Source organism: Ensifer aridi, assembly GCF_002078505.1.
Taxonomy (GTDB): Bacteria; Pseudomonadota; Alphaproteobacteria; order Rhizobiales; family Rhizobiaceae; genus Sinorhizobium; species Sinorhizobium aridi.
On record NZ_LUAV01000010.1, the window covers coordinates 58,659 to 75,229 of the forward strand.

The 16,571-nt window shown below is 61.6% G+C and carries 15 protein-coding genes; 6 read left to right on the forward strand and 9 right to left on the reverse strand.

Annotation, left to right across the window (positions count from 1 at the left end; all coding sequences use genetic code 11):
- Positions 1–114 precede the first annotated feature (114 nt).
- The 3 genes from gor to rpiA all read right to left on the reverse strand — a co-directional run bounded on the left by gor (position 115) and on the right by rpiA (position 3,038).
- A complete protein-coding gene (gene gor / locus AYK65_RS08725; protein ID WP_046120876.1) occupies positions 115–1,506 on the reverse strand; it encodes a glutathione-disulfide reductase in 1,392 nt (463 codons plus the stop codon).
- Positions 1,507–1,677: 171 nt separating this feature from the next.
- The gene (locus tag AYK65_RS08730; protein WP_026613927.1) at positions 1,678–2,220 is read right to left on the reverse strand and encodes a DUF2059 domain-containing protein; all 543 of its coding nucleotides are present in this window, start codon (positions 2,218–2,220) and stop codon (positions 1,678–1,680) included.
- Between the two features lie 122 nt (positions 2,221–2,342).
- The gene (gene rpiA, locus AYK65_RS08735; protein ID WP_046120875.1) at positions 2,343–3,038 is read right to left on the reverse strand and encodes a ribose-5-phosphate isomerase RpiA; all 696 of its coding nucleotides are present in this window, start codon (positions 3,036–3,038) and stop codon (positions 2,343–2,345) included.
- A gap of 320 nt (positions 3,039–3,358) precedes the next feature.
- Here rpiA and AYK65_RS08740 point away from each other — a divergent pair, with 320 nt between their 5' ends.
- Positions 3,359–4,042, forward strand: coding sequence for an HAD family hydrolase (locus AYK65_RS08740; RefSeq protein WP_081158208.1), 684 nt, complete (start codon positions 3,359–3,361; stop codon positions 4,040–4,042).
- A 27-nt stretch (positions 4,043–4,069) separates the two neighbouring features.
- Here AYK65_RS08740 and AYK65_RS08745 read toward each other — a convergent pair whose 3' ends face one another.
- Entirely contained in the window at positions 4,070–5,965 is a 1,896-nt protein-coding gene (locus AYK65_RS08745) for a L,D-transpeptidase family protein (RefSeq protein ID WP_081158183.1), read from the reverse strand.
- 99 nt (positions 5,966–6,064) lie between these two features.
- Here AYK65_RS08745 and AYK65_RS31580 point away from each other — a divergent pair, with 99 nt between their 5' ends.
- The 3 genes from AYK65_RS31580 to AYK65_RS08755 all read left to right on the forward strand — a co-directional run bounded on the left by AYK65_RS31580 (position 6,065) and on the right by AYK65_RS08755 (position 9,137).
- Positions 6,065–6,349, forward strand: coding sequence for a hypothetical protein (locus AYK65_RS31580; protein ID WP_139793153.1), 285 nt, complete (start codon positions 6,065–6,067; stop codon positions 6,347–6,349).
- Between the two features lie 114 nt (positions 6,350–6,463).
- Complete coding sequence (gene fumC / locus AYK65_RS08750; protein WP_139793154.1) at positions 6,464–7,876, forward strand: class II fumarate hydratase; 1,413 nt, start codon at positions 6,464–6,466, stop codon at positions 7,874–7,876.
- A gap of 190 nt (positions 7,877–8,066) precedes the next feature.
- Positions 8,067–9,137 (forward strand): GGDEF domain-containing protein, encoded by a 1,071-nt coding sequence (locus AYK65_RS08755; protein WP_081158184.1) that lies wholly within the window; start codon positions 8,067–8,069, stop codon positions 9,135–9,137.
- A gap of 42 nt (positions 9,138–9,179) precedes the next feature.
- Here the strand turns inward: AYK65_RS08755 and AYK65_RS08760 are convergent, their stop codons facing one another.
- From AYK65_RS08760 to AYK65_RS08770, 3 genes are all read right to left on the reverse strand, one after another.
- Complete coding sequence (locus tag AYK65_RS08760) at positions 9,180–9,617, reverse strand: VOC family protein (RefSeq protein ID WP_046120870.1); 438 nt, start codon at positions 9,615–9,617, stop codon at positions 9,180–9,182.
- 71 nt (positions 9,618–9,688) lie between these two features.
- Complete coding sequence (locus AYK65_RS08765; RefSeq protein ID WP_081158185.1) at positions 9,689–10,297, reverse strand: pyridoxamine 5'-phosphate oxidase family protein; 609 nt, start codon at positions 10,295–10,297, stop codon at positions 9,689–9,691.
- Between the two features lie 88 nt (positions 10,298–10,385).
- Positions 10,386–11,303 (reverse strand): alpha/beta fold hydrolase, encoded by a 918-nt coding sequence (locus AYK65_RS08770; protein ID WP_081158186.1) that lies wholly within the window; start codon positions 11,301–11,303, stop codon positions 10,386–10,388.
- A 47-nt stretch (positions 11,304–11,350) separates the two neighbouring features.
- On the opposite strand from AYK65_RS08770, the gene AYK65_RS08775 reads away from it, so the two are divergent.
- Positions 11,351–11,842: a MarR family winged helix-turn-helix transcriptional regulator gene (locus AYK65_RS08775; RefSeq protein ID WP_046120867.1), complete on the forward strand. Its 492-nt coding sequence runs from the start codon at positions 11,351–11,353 to the stop codon at positions 11,840–11,842.
- A gap of 47 nt (positions 11,843–11,889) precedes the next feature.
- Here AYK65_RS08775 and AYK65_RS08780 read toward each other — a convergent pair whose 3' ends face one another.
- The gene (locus tag AYK65_RS08780; protein WP_026613917.1) at positions 11,890–12,264 is read right to left on the reverse strand and encodes a gamma-butyrobetaine hydroxylase family protein; all 375 of its coding nucleotides are present in this window, start codon (positions 12,262–12,264) and stop codon (positions 11,890–11,892) included.
- Positions 12,265–12,425: 161 nt separating this feature from the next.
- Between AYK65_RS08780 and moaA the strand changes: the two genes are divergently transcribed.
- Positions 12,426–13,475 (forward strand): GTP 3',8-cyclase MoaA, encoded by a 1,050-nt coding sequence (gene moaA, locus AYK65_RS08785; RefSeq protein WP_081158187.1) that lies wholly within the window; start codon positions 12,426–12,428, stop codon positions 13,473–13,475.
- Between the two features lie 194 nt (positions 13,476–13,669).
- Here the strand turns inward: moaA and AYK65_RS08790 are convergent, their stop codons facing one another.
- Positions 13,670–16,213, reverse strand: coding sequence for a methyl-accepting chemotaxis protein (locus AYK65_RS08790; protein WP_081158188.1), 2,544 nt, complete (start codon positions 16,211–16,213; stop codon positions 13,670–13,672).
- Between the last annotated feature and the right edge of the window lie 358 nt (positions 16,214–16,571).

Sequence of the window (16,571 nt, forward strand, 5' to 3'; positions counted from 1 at the left end):
CCCGGCCCGCCACTTCGCGGATGCGGGCTTATAAACGTTAACAAAGGGCTTGGAAAGCCATTCTACCAGAAAACGTGGACCTTGGCTGTTGGTCGACCAACCGTGCTGCTCGGCTCAACCGATTCGCTCGCCGCCCTTCACGCGGTAGCTCGGCTGATACATCGTGACGAGTTCTTCCGCGGCGGTCGGATGAACGGCCATGGTGCGGTCGAAGTCGTCCTTCGTGCACCCGGCCTTCAAGGAAATCCCCAGCAGTTGCGCCATTTCGCCCGCGTCGTGGCCGAGGATGTGCGCGCCCACCACCTTGCGGTCGGCGGCATTGACGACGAGCTTCATGATGGTCTTTTCCTCGCGGCCGGACAGCGTCGCCTTCATCGGCCGGAATTCGGCGCGGTAGACCTCGAGCTCCTCGAATTTTCGCGCCGCCGCCTCCTCGCTCAAGCCGACTGTGCCGATCTCCGGCTGCGAGAACACTGCGGTCGCGATCAGATCGTGATCCGGCGAGGTCGGATTGTTCTTGTATTCAGTTTCGATGAAGCACATGGCCTCGTGGATCGCCACGGGCGTCAATTGCACGCGGTCGGTAACGTCGCCGAGCGCATAGATGCCCGGCGCGCTCGTGCGCGAATAGGCATCGACGATGATTGCGCCCAGTTCATTGGTCTTGACACCAGCCGCTTCCAGCCCGAGCCCCTTCGTGTTCGGCACGCGGCCGAGCGCCAGCATCACCTGATCGACGACGATCTCCCTGTCCTTCATGGTCTTCGCGACGCGCCGTCCATTTGCATCGACCGACACCGATTGGATGATATCCTCGCAGAGGACGCGGATGCCCTTCTCCTCCATGGCGGCGTGCAGACCGCGCCGCATATCCTGGTCGAAACGCGAGAGAATCTCCTTGCCGCGATAGATCAGTGTCGTCTCGACGCCGAGCCCGTGGAAGATGTTGGCGAACTCCACCGCGATATAGCCGCCGCCGGCGATCAGGATCGATTTCGGCAGCTCCGGCAGATCGAAGGCTTCATTGGAAGTGATGCAGAGTTCATGTCCCGGCAACGCATCGTGCGGGCTCGGATGCCCGCCGACGGCGATAACGATCCGTTCCGCCGTCACCGTCTTGCCGCTGGCGAGGAGCCGCACCGTGTTCGGTCCCGTAAGTTCCGCCCGCGTATCGAGGATCTCCGCACCGGCATTGGCGAGACCTTTGCGATAAAGTCCCTCGAGCCGGGTGATCTCCTGTTCCTTCGCCGCGACCAGTTTCCGCCAGTCGAAACGGCTTTCACCCACGGTCCAGCCAAAACCGGCGGCATCCTCGAAATGCTCGGAATATTGCGAGGCATAGACGTAGAGCTTTTTCGGCACGCAGCCGCGGATCACGCAGGTGCCGCCATAGCGAAACTCCTCCGCGATCGCGACCTTCTTGCCCATTGCTGCCGCCAGCCGCCCGCTTCTCACACCGCCCGAACCGCCGCCGATCACGAAGAGGTCATAGTCGAAAGCGCTCATGAGAAAACTCCTGAAAAGAACGATCTACCGGCACGCGACGGTCGGAAACATGTGAAAGCGCGAGCGGAGTCGGCGTTCGCCTGATATAGTATTGCGACGCAAAAAAAGAAAAGCCCGGATCGCTCCGGGCTTCCCTCGGACAGCCTAGCTGCCCGCGTCGTCGTCAGTTCGTCATTGCGCGGGCGCCGGAGCAGCGGCGTCGGCCGCAGGCGCAGTGCCGATCTTCTCGTCGAGCGATTTGGTGGCCTCGTTGGTGAGATCGCGCGAAACGCCGGCCGCCCAGATGTCGGCTGCCTTCAAGAGTTCGCGCGAGGCGATCGGGCCGTCGTTTAGAAGCTTCTTGCCAGCCGCGGATTTGTAGAATTCGGTGATCGCGTTCAGCTCTTCGACCGTGAAGGTCTTGGCGTAGATGGTCGCCGCCTCACGTTCGAGATCCGAGCGACGCGCGGCAAGGCCAAGCGCCTTCTCATCGACGGTCGCGGTGATCAACTCCTGATGGTTCGGCGACGCCTGGATCAGTGTGTTCTTCAACCGTTCCGCCAGATTCGGCAGGATGTTGTCGAAGGTGTTAGTAACACCGAGCGCCGCGATCGTCGCACGCGCCGCCTTGATCTGATCTTCTGTCACGTCCTGTGCCTGTACAGCCGGAACCGCTGCCGAAAGAAGGATGGCAGCGGCTGCGAATGTGCGGGCAAGACCTGCAAGTTTGTTCATTTTATCCATGCTCCTGTGTTGGCACGTGCCGCCCGGCCGATCGCCGCCGCCTGGCAGACATGTGCGGAAATCTGTCTTCGACCCCGTGCTGCAGCAGCACCTCACGAACCGGCCGCGCTGGCTCAGGATGCCGTCAGCGTTCTCGCCCCCTCCGGACCCGCAATGATCGCTATCGACGCCATGCCGATGAAGAGTCCGTGCTCGACCACCCCCGGAATGGCGTTCAACTCCGTCGCGAGCGCCTCTGCATCAGGAATACGGCCAAAAGATGCATCGAGAATGAGGTGTCCGCCGTCGGTCATGAAAGGACCGTCGCCCGAGGTGCGCACGACGATATCGCCCGTCAAACCCAAGCGCGCCGCTGTTTTTTCGATCGCCAGCCTCGTAGCGATCTGACCGAACGGGTTGACTTCGATCGGCAGCTTGAACGCGCCGAGCACGTCGACGACCTTCGATTCGTCGGCGATCACGATCATCCGTGCGGAAGCGCTAGCCACGATCTTTTCGCGCAGCAGTGCGCCCCCTCCGCCCTTGATCAGGCGCAGCTTTCCGTCGACTTCGTCGGCGCCGTCGATCGTCAGATCCAGTTCCGGTAACTCGTCGAGCGACTTCAAGGGTACGCCGAGTTCGAGGCAGAGCCGCGCCGTGCGCTCGGAGGTCGGAACACCGGTGATCTGGAACCCGGACGCGACCTTTTCGGCCAGCAACCGGACGAACTCCTCGGCAGTCGAACCGGTGCCGATTCCAAGCCGCATACCGCTTTCGACATATTCAAGCGCTGCTTGAGCGGCCTTGACCTTCATTTGGCGGGCGTCCATGCGCCACTCGCTCCCTGTCTATCACTTTGCGAAGAGCGGCCTTTTGCCGTTCCCGCCCCAATTCCGCTGAGACACTTACACGCCCGTTGCGGCAAACGAAAGCCAAAATGCGCGGCCTGCACCGGATTCGAGCAGCGCCACGACCTACGTCGCCGCGCGTCCTGCCAGACGTGCAAAGGTCGCTGTAGCGCTTTCGAGCACTGCATGTTTTTCATCCTTAAGTCGGATAGGACTTAAGGACACATGCAGCAGGGTCGTCATTGCATTCCGCGCCGACTTCGCCTACCCAAACGGACAAGGTTTTGCAGAACGAGGTTGCCGTGTCCCTGCCCCTAGTCGTCTTCGATCTCGACGGTACCCTTGTCGACACGGCGCCCGACCTCGTCGCCAGCCTGAACCATGCTGTGACCCAGGCAGGTATAGAACCGGTTACCTATGCCGACCTCACACACCTCGTCGGCCACGGTGCGCGCGCCATGATCGAGCGCACCTTCGCCCTGCGCGGCAAGGCGCTCAGCGAGGAGGAACTGACCTGGCAGATGAAGGAGTTCGTTGATTTTTATCACGGATCGATGCCAGGCGAATCTCTGCCCTATCCGGGACTGATCGCTGCGCTCGATCGCTTGCAGGATGCAGGCCTGAAACTTGCCGTCTGCACAAACAAGCCGGAAATGCTGGCGAAGCGTCTGCTTGACGGCCTCGGTCTCATCGATCGCTTTGCCGCCATTTCCGGCGGCGACACTTTCTCCGTCCGCAAGCCCCATGCCGAGCACCTCCTCTCGACGGTGGCCAATGCCGGCGCTGTCGCGGAACACGCCGTGATGGTCGGCGACAGCCTCAATGACATCCTGGTCGCCCGCAACGCTTCCGTTCCATCAATCGCCGTACCCTTCGGCTACTCCGATGTGCCGATCGAAAGCCTCTCGCCCGACCGGATCATCAAGCATTTCGACGAACTGACGCCCGACCTTGTCAGGACGGTTCTCGGGCAAAAGGCGAAATGAAGAGGGCCGCTTCCGCGGCCCACCCCCTCATCCCTCGGCTTGCTGCCGCGCAATGCGCGTCGCCTCGAATGCGCGGTTCATATACATATCGCGCTCGTAGACGTCGTTGAAATACTCGACCTTGCCGTCCTTGTTCGGCCACGCGGTGAAATAGGAGACGTAGACCGGCACCTTCTGGGGCAGCTGTAGCGCCTTGTTGCGACCGCTCGCGATTTCCACCCCGACCTCGTCGATGCTGATGCCGAGCACGGCGGCCGCCATGCGGCGCGGCTCGGCAAGGCGCACGCAGCCATGGCTCAAGGCGCGCTGATCGCGCTTGAAGAAGCTCTTCGAAGGCGTGTCATGCATGTATATCGCATGAGAGTTCGGGAAGAGGATCTTGAGCTCACCGAGTGCATTGTCACTGCTCGGCGGCTGGCGCACCGCGACCGAGGTCGTCGATCCGTACCAGTTCACTGCCGATGACGGTACGACACGACCACCGACTTCGACCTGATAGCCCATGCGATCGAGATAGTTGGGATCGCTTCTGAGCTTCGGAAGCATCTCGTTGACGATGATCGACTGCGGCACGCCCCAATAGGGGTTGACCTCCACGGTCTGGATCTCATCCTGGAAGAAATAGGTCTGGTTCGTCTTCGAACCGACCACCACGCGCATGGAGAACTGCTCGGTCCCCTGCTCCGTGTAGGATGCGGTAAAGGCCGACTGATTGATGAAGACGTAGCGATCGCCGAGACCGTCCGGCAGCCAGCGCGCCTGCTCCATCGCGATCTCGACCTTGTTGATCTTCTGAGCGATCGTGTCGCCACCGGTGAGCACGCGGATCGACGCCTGCCCAACGACCCCATCCGCTTTGAGGCCCTGCTCCTTCTGAAACGCTTCGACCAGGGACACGAGCTCGGGCGTATAGTCAGGCGTGCCCTGGTAGCCTGCCAGCACCACCGCATGCTCCGCCTTCAGCGCCTCTGAGGCCTTGAGCTTGATGCCCGCAATGACGTTGGCAAGCTCAGGGTTGCTTTCGCCCGGCTTCAGCAACGTCCCCGGCGTAATTTCCACACGAGGACCCGCGTCCTTTTCTGCCCTGAGCCGCTCCAGCTCCTGCTTGAGGGCCGCGAATTGCGGGCTTTTCGGATTTTGCCCGTCGATAAGAGCGACGATACCATCGCCTTCTGCGACTTTTTCGAGAAACGCGAAGAGATCGACGTTCTTTCGCTTGAAGTCGTGGTAGCCGGATATCTTGTTCGGATCGATGCGACCGCGCACGGTGTCCTGGACATAGGTGAGCACTGCCGCGGACATTGCGAGTTCGAAGCGGACGAGCTCCTTTTGACGCGCAACAATGTCGCCACGATCGAAATCGTCGGCGGGAACCGCAACTGCGTAATCCATCGGATCGAGCCCGACCTTCGCTGCGTCTTTGAGCACTGCGAGCGCCGATTTGGCGCGAGCATTCACGTCGCTGCCTTGAACCCAGAGGAAATCACTGTGCGCAGCGTAAAAGCTCTCCACCGCCTTTGCGACATTGGCCGTGGCGCGCACATCGACTTGCGGCAGGAATTGGCGGGCATCCGAAACCGGGGCACGCACCATGGGTGGCAGGTCATATTTTCGCACCGAGCCAGTAACAACCGGATCGAGTAATCTGTCGGTTGCGATCCTGCGCAGCGGCTCGGCTTTGTAGGTGTAGTAACGCGGGCCGGTAATGCGCGGAGGCTTCGCCACCTCTTCCATGCGCTGCGGCGCTAGCGTGTTCATGCCTGGCAGCGGCTGAGCCGGCTGCACCTGCTCCGGCGCCGCCCGCCTCTTGCCGCCACGGATGAAATCCATGAACGTGATTGCAGATGCCGGCCGCACATCGATGGTTGCAATCGCACAGCCGCTCATGAGCGCGACAATCGCTGCCGATTTGATGATGTTCATAAGTACAAATGTCCCCGTATCGCGTTGCTGCCGAATTCGGCCGCTGCCAGATTCTCGCCACGCCCTCGTGCTTCGAGCACTTATAGAAAAGGATGGTGAATGAAAAGGAAACGACCGGCCGCAAATCTGCCTGAGAGCCCTTATGGTTGTGCCTATTTCAGTCATCCGAACCTCGAAGCGCAGCTCCGTAAAAAATTGATTCGCAAATCTTTTGTCTCTTCGAACAGCGCCTTGCATGGCACCGACGGCCGAAAGGCTGCGAAGACGGAAGACTCAGAATGTGACGGAAAGGTCACATCGCCGGTCGACGGAAAGGGCATGCGAGCGGAGCAGCCGTCGCCTGACCAGCGGACTGCCGCAGCGCAACAATTCAAACGATTGTAGGCGCTCCGGGCCCGTACGACCCCTTTACAAGCCGATATGGGCGGGGCAGAGAAATGCCCGGCACCGGGGAGGTCCGGCTGAGACCCGGGTCTTCGCCTTGGCTTCAGGAAGCGCATGATGAAAGCAGGTATCACGATGACATCGACGCGTACGGAAACAGATACGTTCGGGCCCATCGAAGTGGCGAGCGACCGCTACTGGGGCGCCCAGGCCCAGCGCTCGCTCGGCAACTTCAAGATTGGTTGGGAAAAGCAGCCGCTGGCAATCGTCCGCGCGCTCGGCATCGTGAAGCAGGCCGCCGCCCGCGCCAATATGGCGCTCGGGCGCCTCGATACCGAGATCGGCGACGCCATCGTCAAGGCCGCGCAGGAGGTGATCGACGGCAAGCTCAACGACCATTTCCCGCTCGTCGTCTGGCAGACGGGCTCCGGCACGCAGTCGAACATGAATGCCAACGAAGTCATCTCCAACCGGGCTATCGAATTGCTCGGCGGCGTGATGGGCTCGAAAAAGCCCGTTCACCCGAACGACCACGTCAATATGAGCCAGTCGTCGAACGATACCTATCCGACGGCGATGCACATTGCCTGCGCGGAACGCGTCATCCACGACCTGCTGCCGGCGCTCAAGCACCTGCACAAGGCGCTCGAGGAGAAGGTGAAAGCCTTCGACCACATCATCAAGATCGGCCGTACGCACACCCAGGACGCGACGCCGCTGACGCTCGGCCAGGAGTTTTCCGGCTACGCGGCGCAGGTTGCCTCCTCGATCAAGCGGATCGAGATGACGCTTCCCGGACTCTGCGAACTCGCCCAGGGCGGAACCGCCGTCGGTACCGGCCTCAACGCTCCCGTCGGCTTTGCCGAAAAGGTGGCGCAAGAGATCGCCGCGATCACCAGCATCGCCTTTACCTCGGCGCCGAACAAGTTCGAAGCGCTGGCGGCGCACGATTCGATGGTCTTCAGCCACGGGGCCATCAACGCCTCCGCGGCCGCCCTCTTCAAGATTGCCAACGATATCCGCTTCCTCGGTTCCGGCCCGCGCTCCGGTCTCGGCGAGCTGTCGCTGCCGGAAAACGAGCCCGGCTCGTCGATCATGCCAGGCAAGGTCAATCCGACCCAGTGCGAGGCGCTGACGCAGGTCTGCGTCCAGGTCTTCGGCAACCACGCGGCGCTGACCTTCGCCGGCAGCCAGGGTCATTTCGAGCTCAACGTCTACAATCCCCTGATGGCCTACAACTTCCTGCAATCGGTGCAGCTCCTCGCCGATGCAGCTATCTCCTTCACCGACAATTGCGTCGTCGGCATCGAGGCACGCGAGGACAACATCAAGGCCGCTCTCGAGCGTTCATTGATGCTGGTGACCGCACTGGCGCCGAAGATCGGCTACGACAATGCCGCCAAGATCGCCAAGACCGCGCACAAGAACGGCACGACTCTGCGTGAAGAGGCCGTCGGCGGCGGTTATGTGACGGATGAAGAGTTCGACGTGATCGTGCGTCCCGAGACCATGATCAGCCCCGCCTGATCGCATCTCCGGCCGCGGCCATCGGGGCCGCGGCCCTCGCCTGGACTGCGGCGACCGCAGGAACTCGCTTTTCCTCGACGGAAAATCGATCGAATTGTCTCAATGCGACCAAGCAATCGTTAAGAGTTCGCAAATCATTTGCCCCTAAAAATCGGCACTCATTAGAGACAATTAAATTAAAGGCTTGCATATGCAAACCGCAACCTCTGGCAGGATTTCGACGCCCGATATTGCCGGGCAGATCACACATGCGATGCGGCTGATGGGTGTCGCGCAGCTACCGCGCAACTACGAACTCTATTACGAAGCCTATCTCGGCTCGAACCCGCAGCTGTCGAAGGACCTTGCCGCGCTGGGCAGCCGCGCGACCCAGGAGGAGCTCGACGCGATCGGCGCGCGCTATTTCAGCCATGTTCACCACCCGAACGGTATCGAACGGGCACACAGCACGCTCGCAACAAAGCTCGCGGACCTCGTCAGCCTTCTGAAGGAGGAGCAGTCGGCGCTCGAGAGCTATAACAAGGTTCTTGACGAGGCTTACGTCAACATCACCAGCAAGAGTGCAGCGAGCGCCGATATCCTGCGCCACGCGATCTGCCTCTTGAGCGAGGCGACGGTCGACACCATGAACCAGGGCAAGGAACGGGTGCAGACCGTCGTTCAGAAGTCCTTCGAGATGGAGGTCATCCGCCAGGAGCTCGACGAGTACAAGCGTATAGCCAACACCGACTCGCTGACGCGGCTTGCCAATCGCCGCGCCTTCGACGAGAACCTCGCTGCCGTCTACAACAACGAGCATCTACGGACCTTCACCGGCCTCCTCGTCGCCGACATCGACCACTTCAAGAAGGTCAACGACAGTTTCGGCCATCCGGTCGGCGATAAGATCCTGGCGACCGTAGGCAACGTTATCCGAGCAAATCTCCGGCGCGACGCCTTCGTCGCGCGCACCGGCGGCGAGGAGTTTGCCGTCATCCTCGGCGACAGCAGCCAGGAGGAATGCCTGCAAGCCGCCGACCGCATCCGCATGGTGCTGGCAGGCACGCCGTTCAAGAACTCCAGGACTGGCGTCAACTATGGACCGATCACCCTTTCCGTAGGCGTCTGCATGGCGACTGCGGCAGAGGACCCGGTCGATCTCTATAACAAGGCGGACATTGCCCTCTACGCCGCCAAGAATGCCGGACGCAACCGGACGATGCTCTTCGAGGAAGGCATGCGCAAGGATTCCAGCCGCAACTGGCTGATCTACCGCCGCTAAGGACGGATTGCGTCGTCGCGGGCGGCGACGACCTTAGCGCGATCAAGCGGCCGAATTGGCGAATGCCTCGGGCACTTGCACGGCCGCTTCCGGGTGCATCCACAGCGGCTCCCAGATATGGCCGTCGAGATCCTCAAAGCAGCGGCTGTACATGAAGGCCGTGTCCTGCGACTTGTCGCGCACTTCGCGTCCACCGGCCGCGACCGCCTTGTCGGTGATCGCGTCCACCGCTTCGCGGCTCTCCTGCGAAATGACGAGCAGCATTTCGCTCGTCATATGCGCGTCTGCGATCCGCTTGGACGTGAACTGACTGAACTTGTCGTGCGTGAGCAGCATTATGAAGGTTGTCTCGGAGAACACCATGCACGCGGCGGTTTCGTCCGTAAACTTGGGCTGGTTCACCGCGCCGATCGCCTCGTAAAAGGCCTTGGACTTAGCAAGATCGGCTACCGGCAGGTTGACGAAGATCATGTGGGGCATGGATTCCACCTGTCGTCCGTGGGTGCTTCAAACATAGGCAAGACCGGTCGAGTGCTTGATTGACCGTAGCCCTACCACATCGTCTTCGCCGCCCGCCCGGGCCATTCGCGATCGTAGGTTTCCTTGTCGAAATCAGCCTTGGCGGCCTTGAGCAGCGCGCCAGCCGTCGGCAGCGACGCCGGATCGACGAAGCGCTCCGGGTTCCAAAGCTGCGACCGAATCAGGGCCCGGGCGCACTGGAAATAGACCTCGCCGATCGTAACGACGATGACGCTGCGCGGATGTTTTCCGTCGACCTCGAACGAACCGGTCAGGGCCGGATCGACGCTAATCACGGCCGTGCCGTTGATGCGCATCGTCGTGTTCGAGCCTGGCACTAGGAACAGGAGCGCCACTCGCGGATCGCGGACGATGTTGGCAAGCGAATCCGCCCGGTTGTTACCGCGCCAGTCCGGCATCAGCACGGTCCTGTCGTCGGCGACGCGGACGACAGAGTGGCCGTCACCGCGCGGCGAACAATCGAGCCCTTCCGGTCCGATGGTCGCGAGTGCCGCGAAGGGCGAGGCCTCGATCATCTGCCGATATTCGGCCGTCAGCGCCGTCGTCACCTTGACGATCGACGCCTCGCTCGTTTCGCCGTAGAGCGTCTTCAGTTCTTCGATCGTCCTGATGATCGTCATGTCCCCCTCCTGCAACGTCACCCGCGCAACGAAAGCGCCATCCGCGCGTGTTCGTTTCGAGGAATAACATGACGCGCTTATGACGCCATCAGGCGATTCTTCTCAGGCGGGACTCTCTTCTTTCCTGTGCAAGAAATGCCGAGATCTTGTCGATGACGGGTGCTGCGGAAACGATGCGACGATGGCCGAAACCGTTCGCCCAGTGCAATTCGACGTTCGGGCCGACCGTGCCGTAACGGCGGGCGTGCTCGGCGGGGACCTCCTTGTCGTCCTCGGCATGGATGACGAGCACAGGCTTGCGCAATGCGGCAAGAATGCGGGTCGCATCAAAGCCGTCGACGCGGCGCCCCGACAGACGCTCGACCGTACCTTCGAAAGCCGCCTGGGCTTTCGGCGCGAGATTCAATACCTTGCCGAAGCCCTTGAACGACCATGTCATTTCGCTCGGCGCGCCGATCAGCACCAGCTTCTCCGGTACGCGCGCGGGCACGTCGCAGAGCACCGCACCGGCCGCACAGGCGAGGCTCGCACCGCCGAAAGAATGGCCAATGCCGACATCGAAACCGTCGAAGTGGCGCCAGGCGGCATCGATCGCCCGGACAGCCTGCGGCATGGTCAGCGAGCGTCCGGGCGATGCCCCGTGTCCGGGCCAGTCGAGGGCGATGACCTCCGCGCCGGACGAGAGCAGGCCCTCGATCATCGTCGCCAGATAATCGCTGCGTGATCCCCAGCCGTGTGCAAGCAGGACCCGCGGCCCGCTGCCACCCGGACGCCGCTCGAAATGACGGGCGACCACCCAGCCTCCGGCGAAGGACAATGTGACCCGCTGCGACCGCTCCATGACCGGTGCCGCAGCCTTCAAAAGGGCCGCCTCCTTGCCGTTCCTCGGCTTGCGGCTCGGTGTGCGGCAGAATATCCAGAACGCCGCTCTGCCGGCTGCCTCGGCTGAAACCGCGGAGACGGCCTTCAGCGACAGACGGATGACCTTGGTCGCAAAGGGTGCCATAGTGGTACTCTCTTGAAATGTTCAATCATGAACATAATTGTACAACGATGAACAAAAAGCAAGTGACAACTGAGCACCATCACTTTCCCTGGGATCATCCCCGCTTCCGCAGCTGGATCGCCGTCGCCCGCGCCTGCCAGTTGATGCAGCAGGCACTGACGCGTGCGCTTGCCCACCTCGATGTCAAGCCGCCGCATCTGGACATTCTGATTAACCTCTATCGCTTCGAAGGCATCACGCAGCAGGAGCTTGCGCGTAAGCTGCTCGTCGGCCGCTCGAATATGAGCATGCTGCTGCCGCAGCTCGAAAAGCGCGGCCTGATCGAACGCCGGGGCGATGAACGGGACAAGCGCATCCTGCGGCTGTCGCTTACATCGGAGGGGCGTACGCTCACAGAGGAAGCGATGGAGATTCAAACGGCGCTGATCGACAAATCGCTCGCGGCCGATACGATCGATGAGTGTACGGTTATCGCCCAGTCGATGGAGCGGCTCATCACCGTGCTGCTCAAGGAGGACGCCGAAATATCAGAAAATTAGGCCATTGCGCGCGATGTGCAACGCTTCGGAGATTCAATGTATGCGCATCAGCGCGGCTTTTCCGATTTGTCGCGCGACATCCCCTTTTCGGCGAGCTCCTGCTCATAGGCCCTGAAGAGCTCCTCGCCCTTCTCGCCGAGTTCCCGCAAATAGGTCCAGGTATAGATGCCGGTGTCATGGAAATCGTCGAACCCGATCCGCACCGCGTAGTTGCCCGTCGGCTGGACCGAAATGATCTGGACATTGCGCTTGCCCGGCACCGTCACCCGTTGGCCCGGCCCGTGCCCCTGCACCTCGGCCGAGGGCGAGAGAACACGCAGGAGCTCGGCAGACAAGTCGAAGGAAGCGCCGTCGTCGAAGGTCACCGTCAGCCGGCAGCGATCTTTCGATACACGCAGTTCGGTCGGCCAGAATTCGCTCATCATCGTTGCTCCGTGTTCGTCACCCGCTCAAGTAAAGCAGAATTGAACGGACGGAAATCTCCTCGATACGCCTTCCCCGATATTTGAAACAGTTTGCGACAGTATGCGCCTTGACGCGACCTTTTTTGCCCACGACATTGAAGGCCGTTGGGAGAAAAGATTTGAACACCGCCGCCATTAACCAGACCAACGCGCGACCGCTCGAGACGACAGCCGCTCCGATGATCGATCCCTTCGGTCGAGCGGTCACCTATCTGCGCGTCTCGGTCACCGACCGCTGCGACTTCCGCTGCACCTACTGCATGGCGGAACACATGACCTTCCTGCCGAAAAAGGACCTGCTGACGCTCGAGGAGCTGAAGCGGCTCTGTTCCGCCTTCATCGCCAAGGGCGTGCGCAAGCTGAGACTCACCGGCGGCGAGCCGCTGGTGCGCAAGAACATCATGTTCCTTGTGCGTGAACTCGGGCAGGAGATCGAAGCGGGTCGGCTCGACGAACTGACGCTCACCACCAACGGCTCGCAACTGGCCAGATACGCGGCCGAGCTTGCCGATTGCGGCGTGCGTCGCATCAATGTGTCGCTCGATACGCGCGATCCCGACAAGTTCCGCCAGATCACCCGCTGGGGGGAACTCGCTAAGGTGCTCGAAGGCATCGATGCGGCGCAGGCGGCCGGACTCAAGGTCAAGATCAACGCCGTCGCCCTCAAGGGTTTCAATGACACGGAGATTCCGGAATTGATGCGCTGGGCGCATGGCCGCGGCATGGACCTGACGCTGATCGAGACAATGCCGATGGGCGAGGTCGATGAGGACAGGACCGATCACTACCTGCCGCTGTCGGAAATGCGCGCGCGGCTCGAAACTGAGTTCACGCTGAAGGACATCGCCTACCGCACCGGCGGCCCCGCCCGCTATGTCGAGGTTGCGGAAACCGGCGGCCGCCTCGGCCTCATCACCCCGCTCACGCACAATTTCTGCGAAAGCTGCAACCGCGTGCGTCTCACCTGTACGGGCACGCTCTATATGTGTCTCGGCCAGAACGATGCAGCCGACCTTCGCGCCGCCCTGCGCGCCACCGACGACGACGCCTATCTCGCCCAGGTCATTGACGAGGCGATCGGCCGTAAGCCAAAGGGCCATGACTTCATCATCGACCGCGAGCACAACCGCCCGGCCGTGGCCCGCCATATGAGCGTGACCGGCGGCTGATCTTTGTATTTCAAGTCGGATCAAGCGGGCGACGAATTTGCCCCCTCATCCACCTGCCGCCGCCTTCCCGCAAGCGGGGCGAAGGGACTCGCAGCAGCGCCCCTTAAGGGGCCACTGCAACCGGCGGCCGCTACGAGACACGTCCCCTCTCACCGCCACCGGGGAGAGAGTTAGGGTGAGGGGCAAATCTCGACTTAGGCCGCGTAGGTGTAACCGCGCCGGCCCTGCGTGCCCTGTCCGCCCGTCCCGGTCTTGAAGCGCTCGATCTTCTCGTTGAGCACCTCCACCTGCCGGCGCAAGCCGTGGATTTCGGCCGTATTCTCCTCCACCATCGCGGCGTTCTGCTGAGTGATCAGTTCGACCTCGTGAACGGCCGCGTTGACCTCGTTGAGGCCCGTATACTGGTCGGCAGCGGCGGCTTCGATATTGCTGACGAGTCGATGGATGGTCGCGATGTGATCGTTGATGACCGACAGCGCATCGCCGGTCTCCTGCACCAGCGCAACGCCGCTGCGCACCTGGGTGGAGCTCACGGAGATCAGTTCCTTAATCTCGCGTGCGGCCCCGGCACAGCGCTGCGCCAGTTCACGGACTTCCTGCGCCACGACGGCAAAGCCGCGGCCCGCCTCGCCGGCGCGCGCCGCCTCGACGCCGGCATTCAGCGCCAGGAGGTTCGTCTGGAAGGCGATCTCGTCGATTACCCCGATGATCGTGCCGATCTTCTCCGAGGAGCGGTTGATTTCCGCCATGGCATCGATCGCTTTGGCGACCACTTGGCCGGAATGTTGTGCGTAGGAATTCGTCTCGTCGACCGAGACCGTGGTCTGCCGGGCGCTTTCGGCGGTCGCACGGACGATCTCGGTAAGCTGACGAAGTGCCCGAGAGCTTTCCTCCAGCGCCGCCGCCTGCTGCTCGGTGCGGCGCGCAAGATCGTCGGACGAAGCGGCCAGATTGCCTGTGCCGCCGGTAATCTCCTCTGTCACGAGCCGGACGTCCATCAGCGTCGCGCGAAGAGCCTCGACGGCGTTGTTGTAGGTTCGGGCCATGATCACGTAGTCGGACGGCAGGTCTTCCGCTATGCCCTCCTCCAGATTGCCCGCAGCGAGCTCGGCAAGCACATCGGATAACGCGTTGAGTGCTTGCATCTGCTCGGCTTCGATACGAGCACGCTCTTGCGCCCGGCGTGCCTCTTCCTGGGCCGACAGCGCGCGGGCGGCTTCTGCCTCCCGTTCCAGCCGCACGTTCTCCATCGCATTGTCGCGGAACACGGCAACCGACCGTACCATATCGCCTATCTCATCGCCGCGATTGCGACCCTCGATCGCCACTTCGAGATCACCGTTCGCAAGCCGCGTCATCGTCTCGGTGACGCGTTTCAGCGGACCGCGCAGTGTCTCGACGAGCATCAGCCCACCGATGATCGCGAGCAGTGTCCCGGCAACCATTGCGATGATGGAGACAGTTGCCGAGCGCTGGCTGTCCTGTTTGCCAGCTTCCTGAGCGTTGCTGACGAACCCCTCCAGCGTGCCGCTTGCCTCAGCGACGAGCATCGCAGCCTCGCTCTTCGCTGCCTGCCAGCGTGCACCCACATCGATCAGCGCGGCGGTACCCTTCTCGATATTGTCAAGCGAGGGCCCGAGCTTGGCCGGCAGGTCACGCAGCGCCGCGTTCTTGCCGCCGAGTTCGGAGAGCTTGCCGGCCGCTTCACGGACCGCATTCACGTCGCTTATCGCCAGCTCACGGCTTTCCTGGTCGAGCCGGCGGTGCAGTTCGCTGATGTGAAAACGAGTGTTGTCCAAACCCTTGAACGTTTCCCCCATCAGAGCGATCAGCGTCTTCAGCGTCGAGATTTCGCCGTCCATGCCGACGAAGCGCTTGGCCGCCGTATCGGAGTTCTTGGCCGCCTCCTTGGCGAAGTCGGCTTCGTACTTGGAGAATTTGCTGAGGATCGGCACGAGCGCGTTCTTCTTGCCTTCGTTGTCCGCCGCACCTTTTAGGATCGATTGGACCTTCAGGGCCTGTTCCTTGAGCTCGCCGATCGGCTTCTTGACCTTGTCTGAGGCGATCTTTTCCGATTCATCGATCTGCTTCATCAGATGCGGGAAGAGCTTGTTCGCCTGCTCGATCTTCGCGTCGGGATTGACAGCCATGGTCACCGGCAGCCGGAATTTCTTGATCCGCTCCGCAAGGCCCTGATAGGCGGCCGCGTCGAAAAGCAGCGCTTTCGCGAAGGCTTCCTTCTCGCCCGATTCTTGTCGGATGATGTCGATCTGCTTGTAGGCGCCGTTGCCGTTCTTTGTCATTTCGGCAAGTGCCGCTTCGAGGGACGTCGTGGCCGCGTCCCGCTCGACCTTCACCGCCCAGAGCTTGTCCGCCTGACTATGCATCTGATCGCCGAGCGCAACCACCGAGGCGATCTGGGCTCTGTCTTCATCGCGCGTCAGCAGGGCGTCAAGAGCTTTGACACCCTCTTCCTGATCGTCGATCTCCTTTGCGAGCGCGTCGCGTGTCGCCTCGTTGGGATCATCGATGAAGCTCTGTAGCGCGCTGCGCAGCGCCTGGAAATCAGAAAGATTGTTGATGGTTTCGCGCGTCACGGTCATGTGCCCGTTGAGGGTGCGGGCAGTGAAGAAGCCGACGAGGCCGATCCCGGCGATCAGCGCCACCAGCGGGACCACGAAGAGGAGGACCTTTGTGACTATGCGCAGGCGCTGCAAAAGGCGATCGATGACGGACATTGTGAACCCCGGTTGTTTTTATGAGGAAACAGGTCCGCGCGGTCGGGATATTCGGGAGCACCGACGAGCGAGCCACCGGAACTTCGCTTCTGTAGGGGCAGAAGGGAAGCACTCACTGAGACTGCCGACGGGACCACCTCCCAGGCCCCGCGGGCAGAATCGGATTGACGGAACAGCCGTCACCCACCGATCGCATCATGCGATGTACTGCGGAATCAACGGGACGGTAGCCGGCGAAACTTAAGATTCCGCGAATGCAACCATCGGGGCTGCTGAAGCGGTCCCCGCCACCAAACCTCGCACCGTTCTACTGGATGTTTCCTTTAAGGATAAGAACGTGCAGCGATTCAAAGTGCTA

Bases quoted from the DNA above. Each gene is read 5' to 3' on its own strand.
- AYK65_RS31580 (WP_139793153.1), top strand. From the start codon at position 6,065: ATGAAAAGGAAACGACCGGCCGCAAATCTGCCTGAGAGCCCTTATGGT.
- gor (WP_046120876.1), bottom strand. From the start codon at position 1,506: ATGAGCGCTTTCGACTATGACCTCTTCGTGATCGGCGGCGGTTCGGGC.
- AYK65_RS08790 (WP_081158188.1), bottom strand. From the start codon at position 16,213: ATGTCCGTCATCGATCGCCTTTTGCAGCGCCTGCGCATAGTCACAAAG.
- AYK65_RS08755 (WP_081158184.1), top strand. From the start codon at position 8,067: ATGCAAACCGCAACCTCTGGCAGGATTTCGACGCCCGATATTGCCGGG.
- AYK65_RS08770 (WP_081158186.1), bottom strand. From the start codon at position 11,303: ATGGCACCCTTTGCGACCAAGGTCATCCGTCTGTCGCTGAAGGCCGTC.
- AYK65_RS08745 (WP_081158183.1), bottom strand. From the start codon at position 5,965: ATGAACATCATCAAATCGGCAGCGATTGTCGCGCTCATGAGCGGCTGT.
- AYK65_RS08765 (WP_081158185.1), bottom strand. From the start codon at position 10,297: ATGACGATCATCAGGACGATCGAAGAACTGAAGACGCTCTACGGCGAA.
- AYK65_RS08730 (WP_026613927.1), bottom strand. From the start codon at position 2,220: ATGAACAAACTTGCAGGTCTTGCCCGCACATTCGCAGCCGCTGCCATC.
- fumC (WP_139793154.1), top strand. From the start codon at position 6,464: ATGATGAAAGCAGGTATCACGATGACATCGACGCGTACGGAAACAGAT.
- AYK65_RS08780 (WP_026613917.1), bottom strand. From the start codon at position 12,264: ATGAGCGAATTCTGGCCGACCGAACTGCGTGTATCGAAAGATCGCTGC.
- AYK65_RS08760 (WP_046120870.1), bottom strand. From the start codon at position 9,617: ATGCCCCACATGATCTTCGTCAACCTGCCGGTAGCCGATCTTGCTAAG.
- rpiA (WP_046120875.1), bottom strand. From the start codon at position 3,038: ATGGACGCCCGCCAAATGAAGGTCAAGGCCGCTCAAGCAGCGCTTGAA.
- AYK65_RS08775 (WP_046120867.1), top strand. From the start codon at position 11,351: ATGAACAAAAAGCAAGTGACAACTGAGCACCATCACTTTCCCTGGGAT.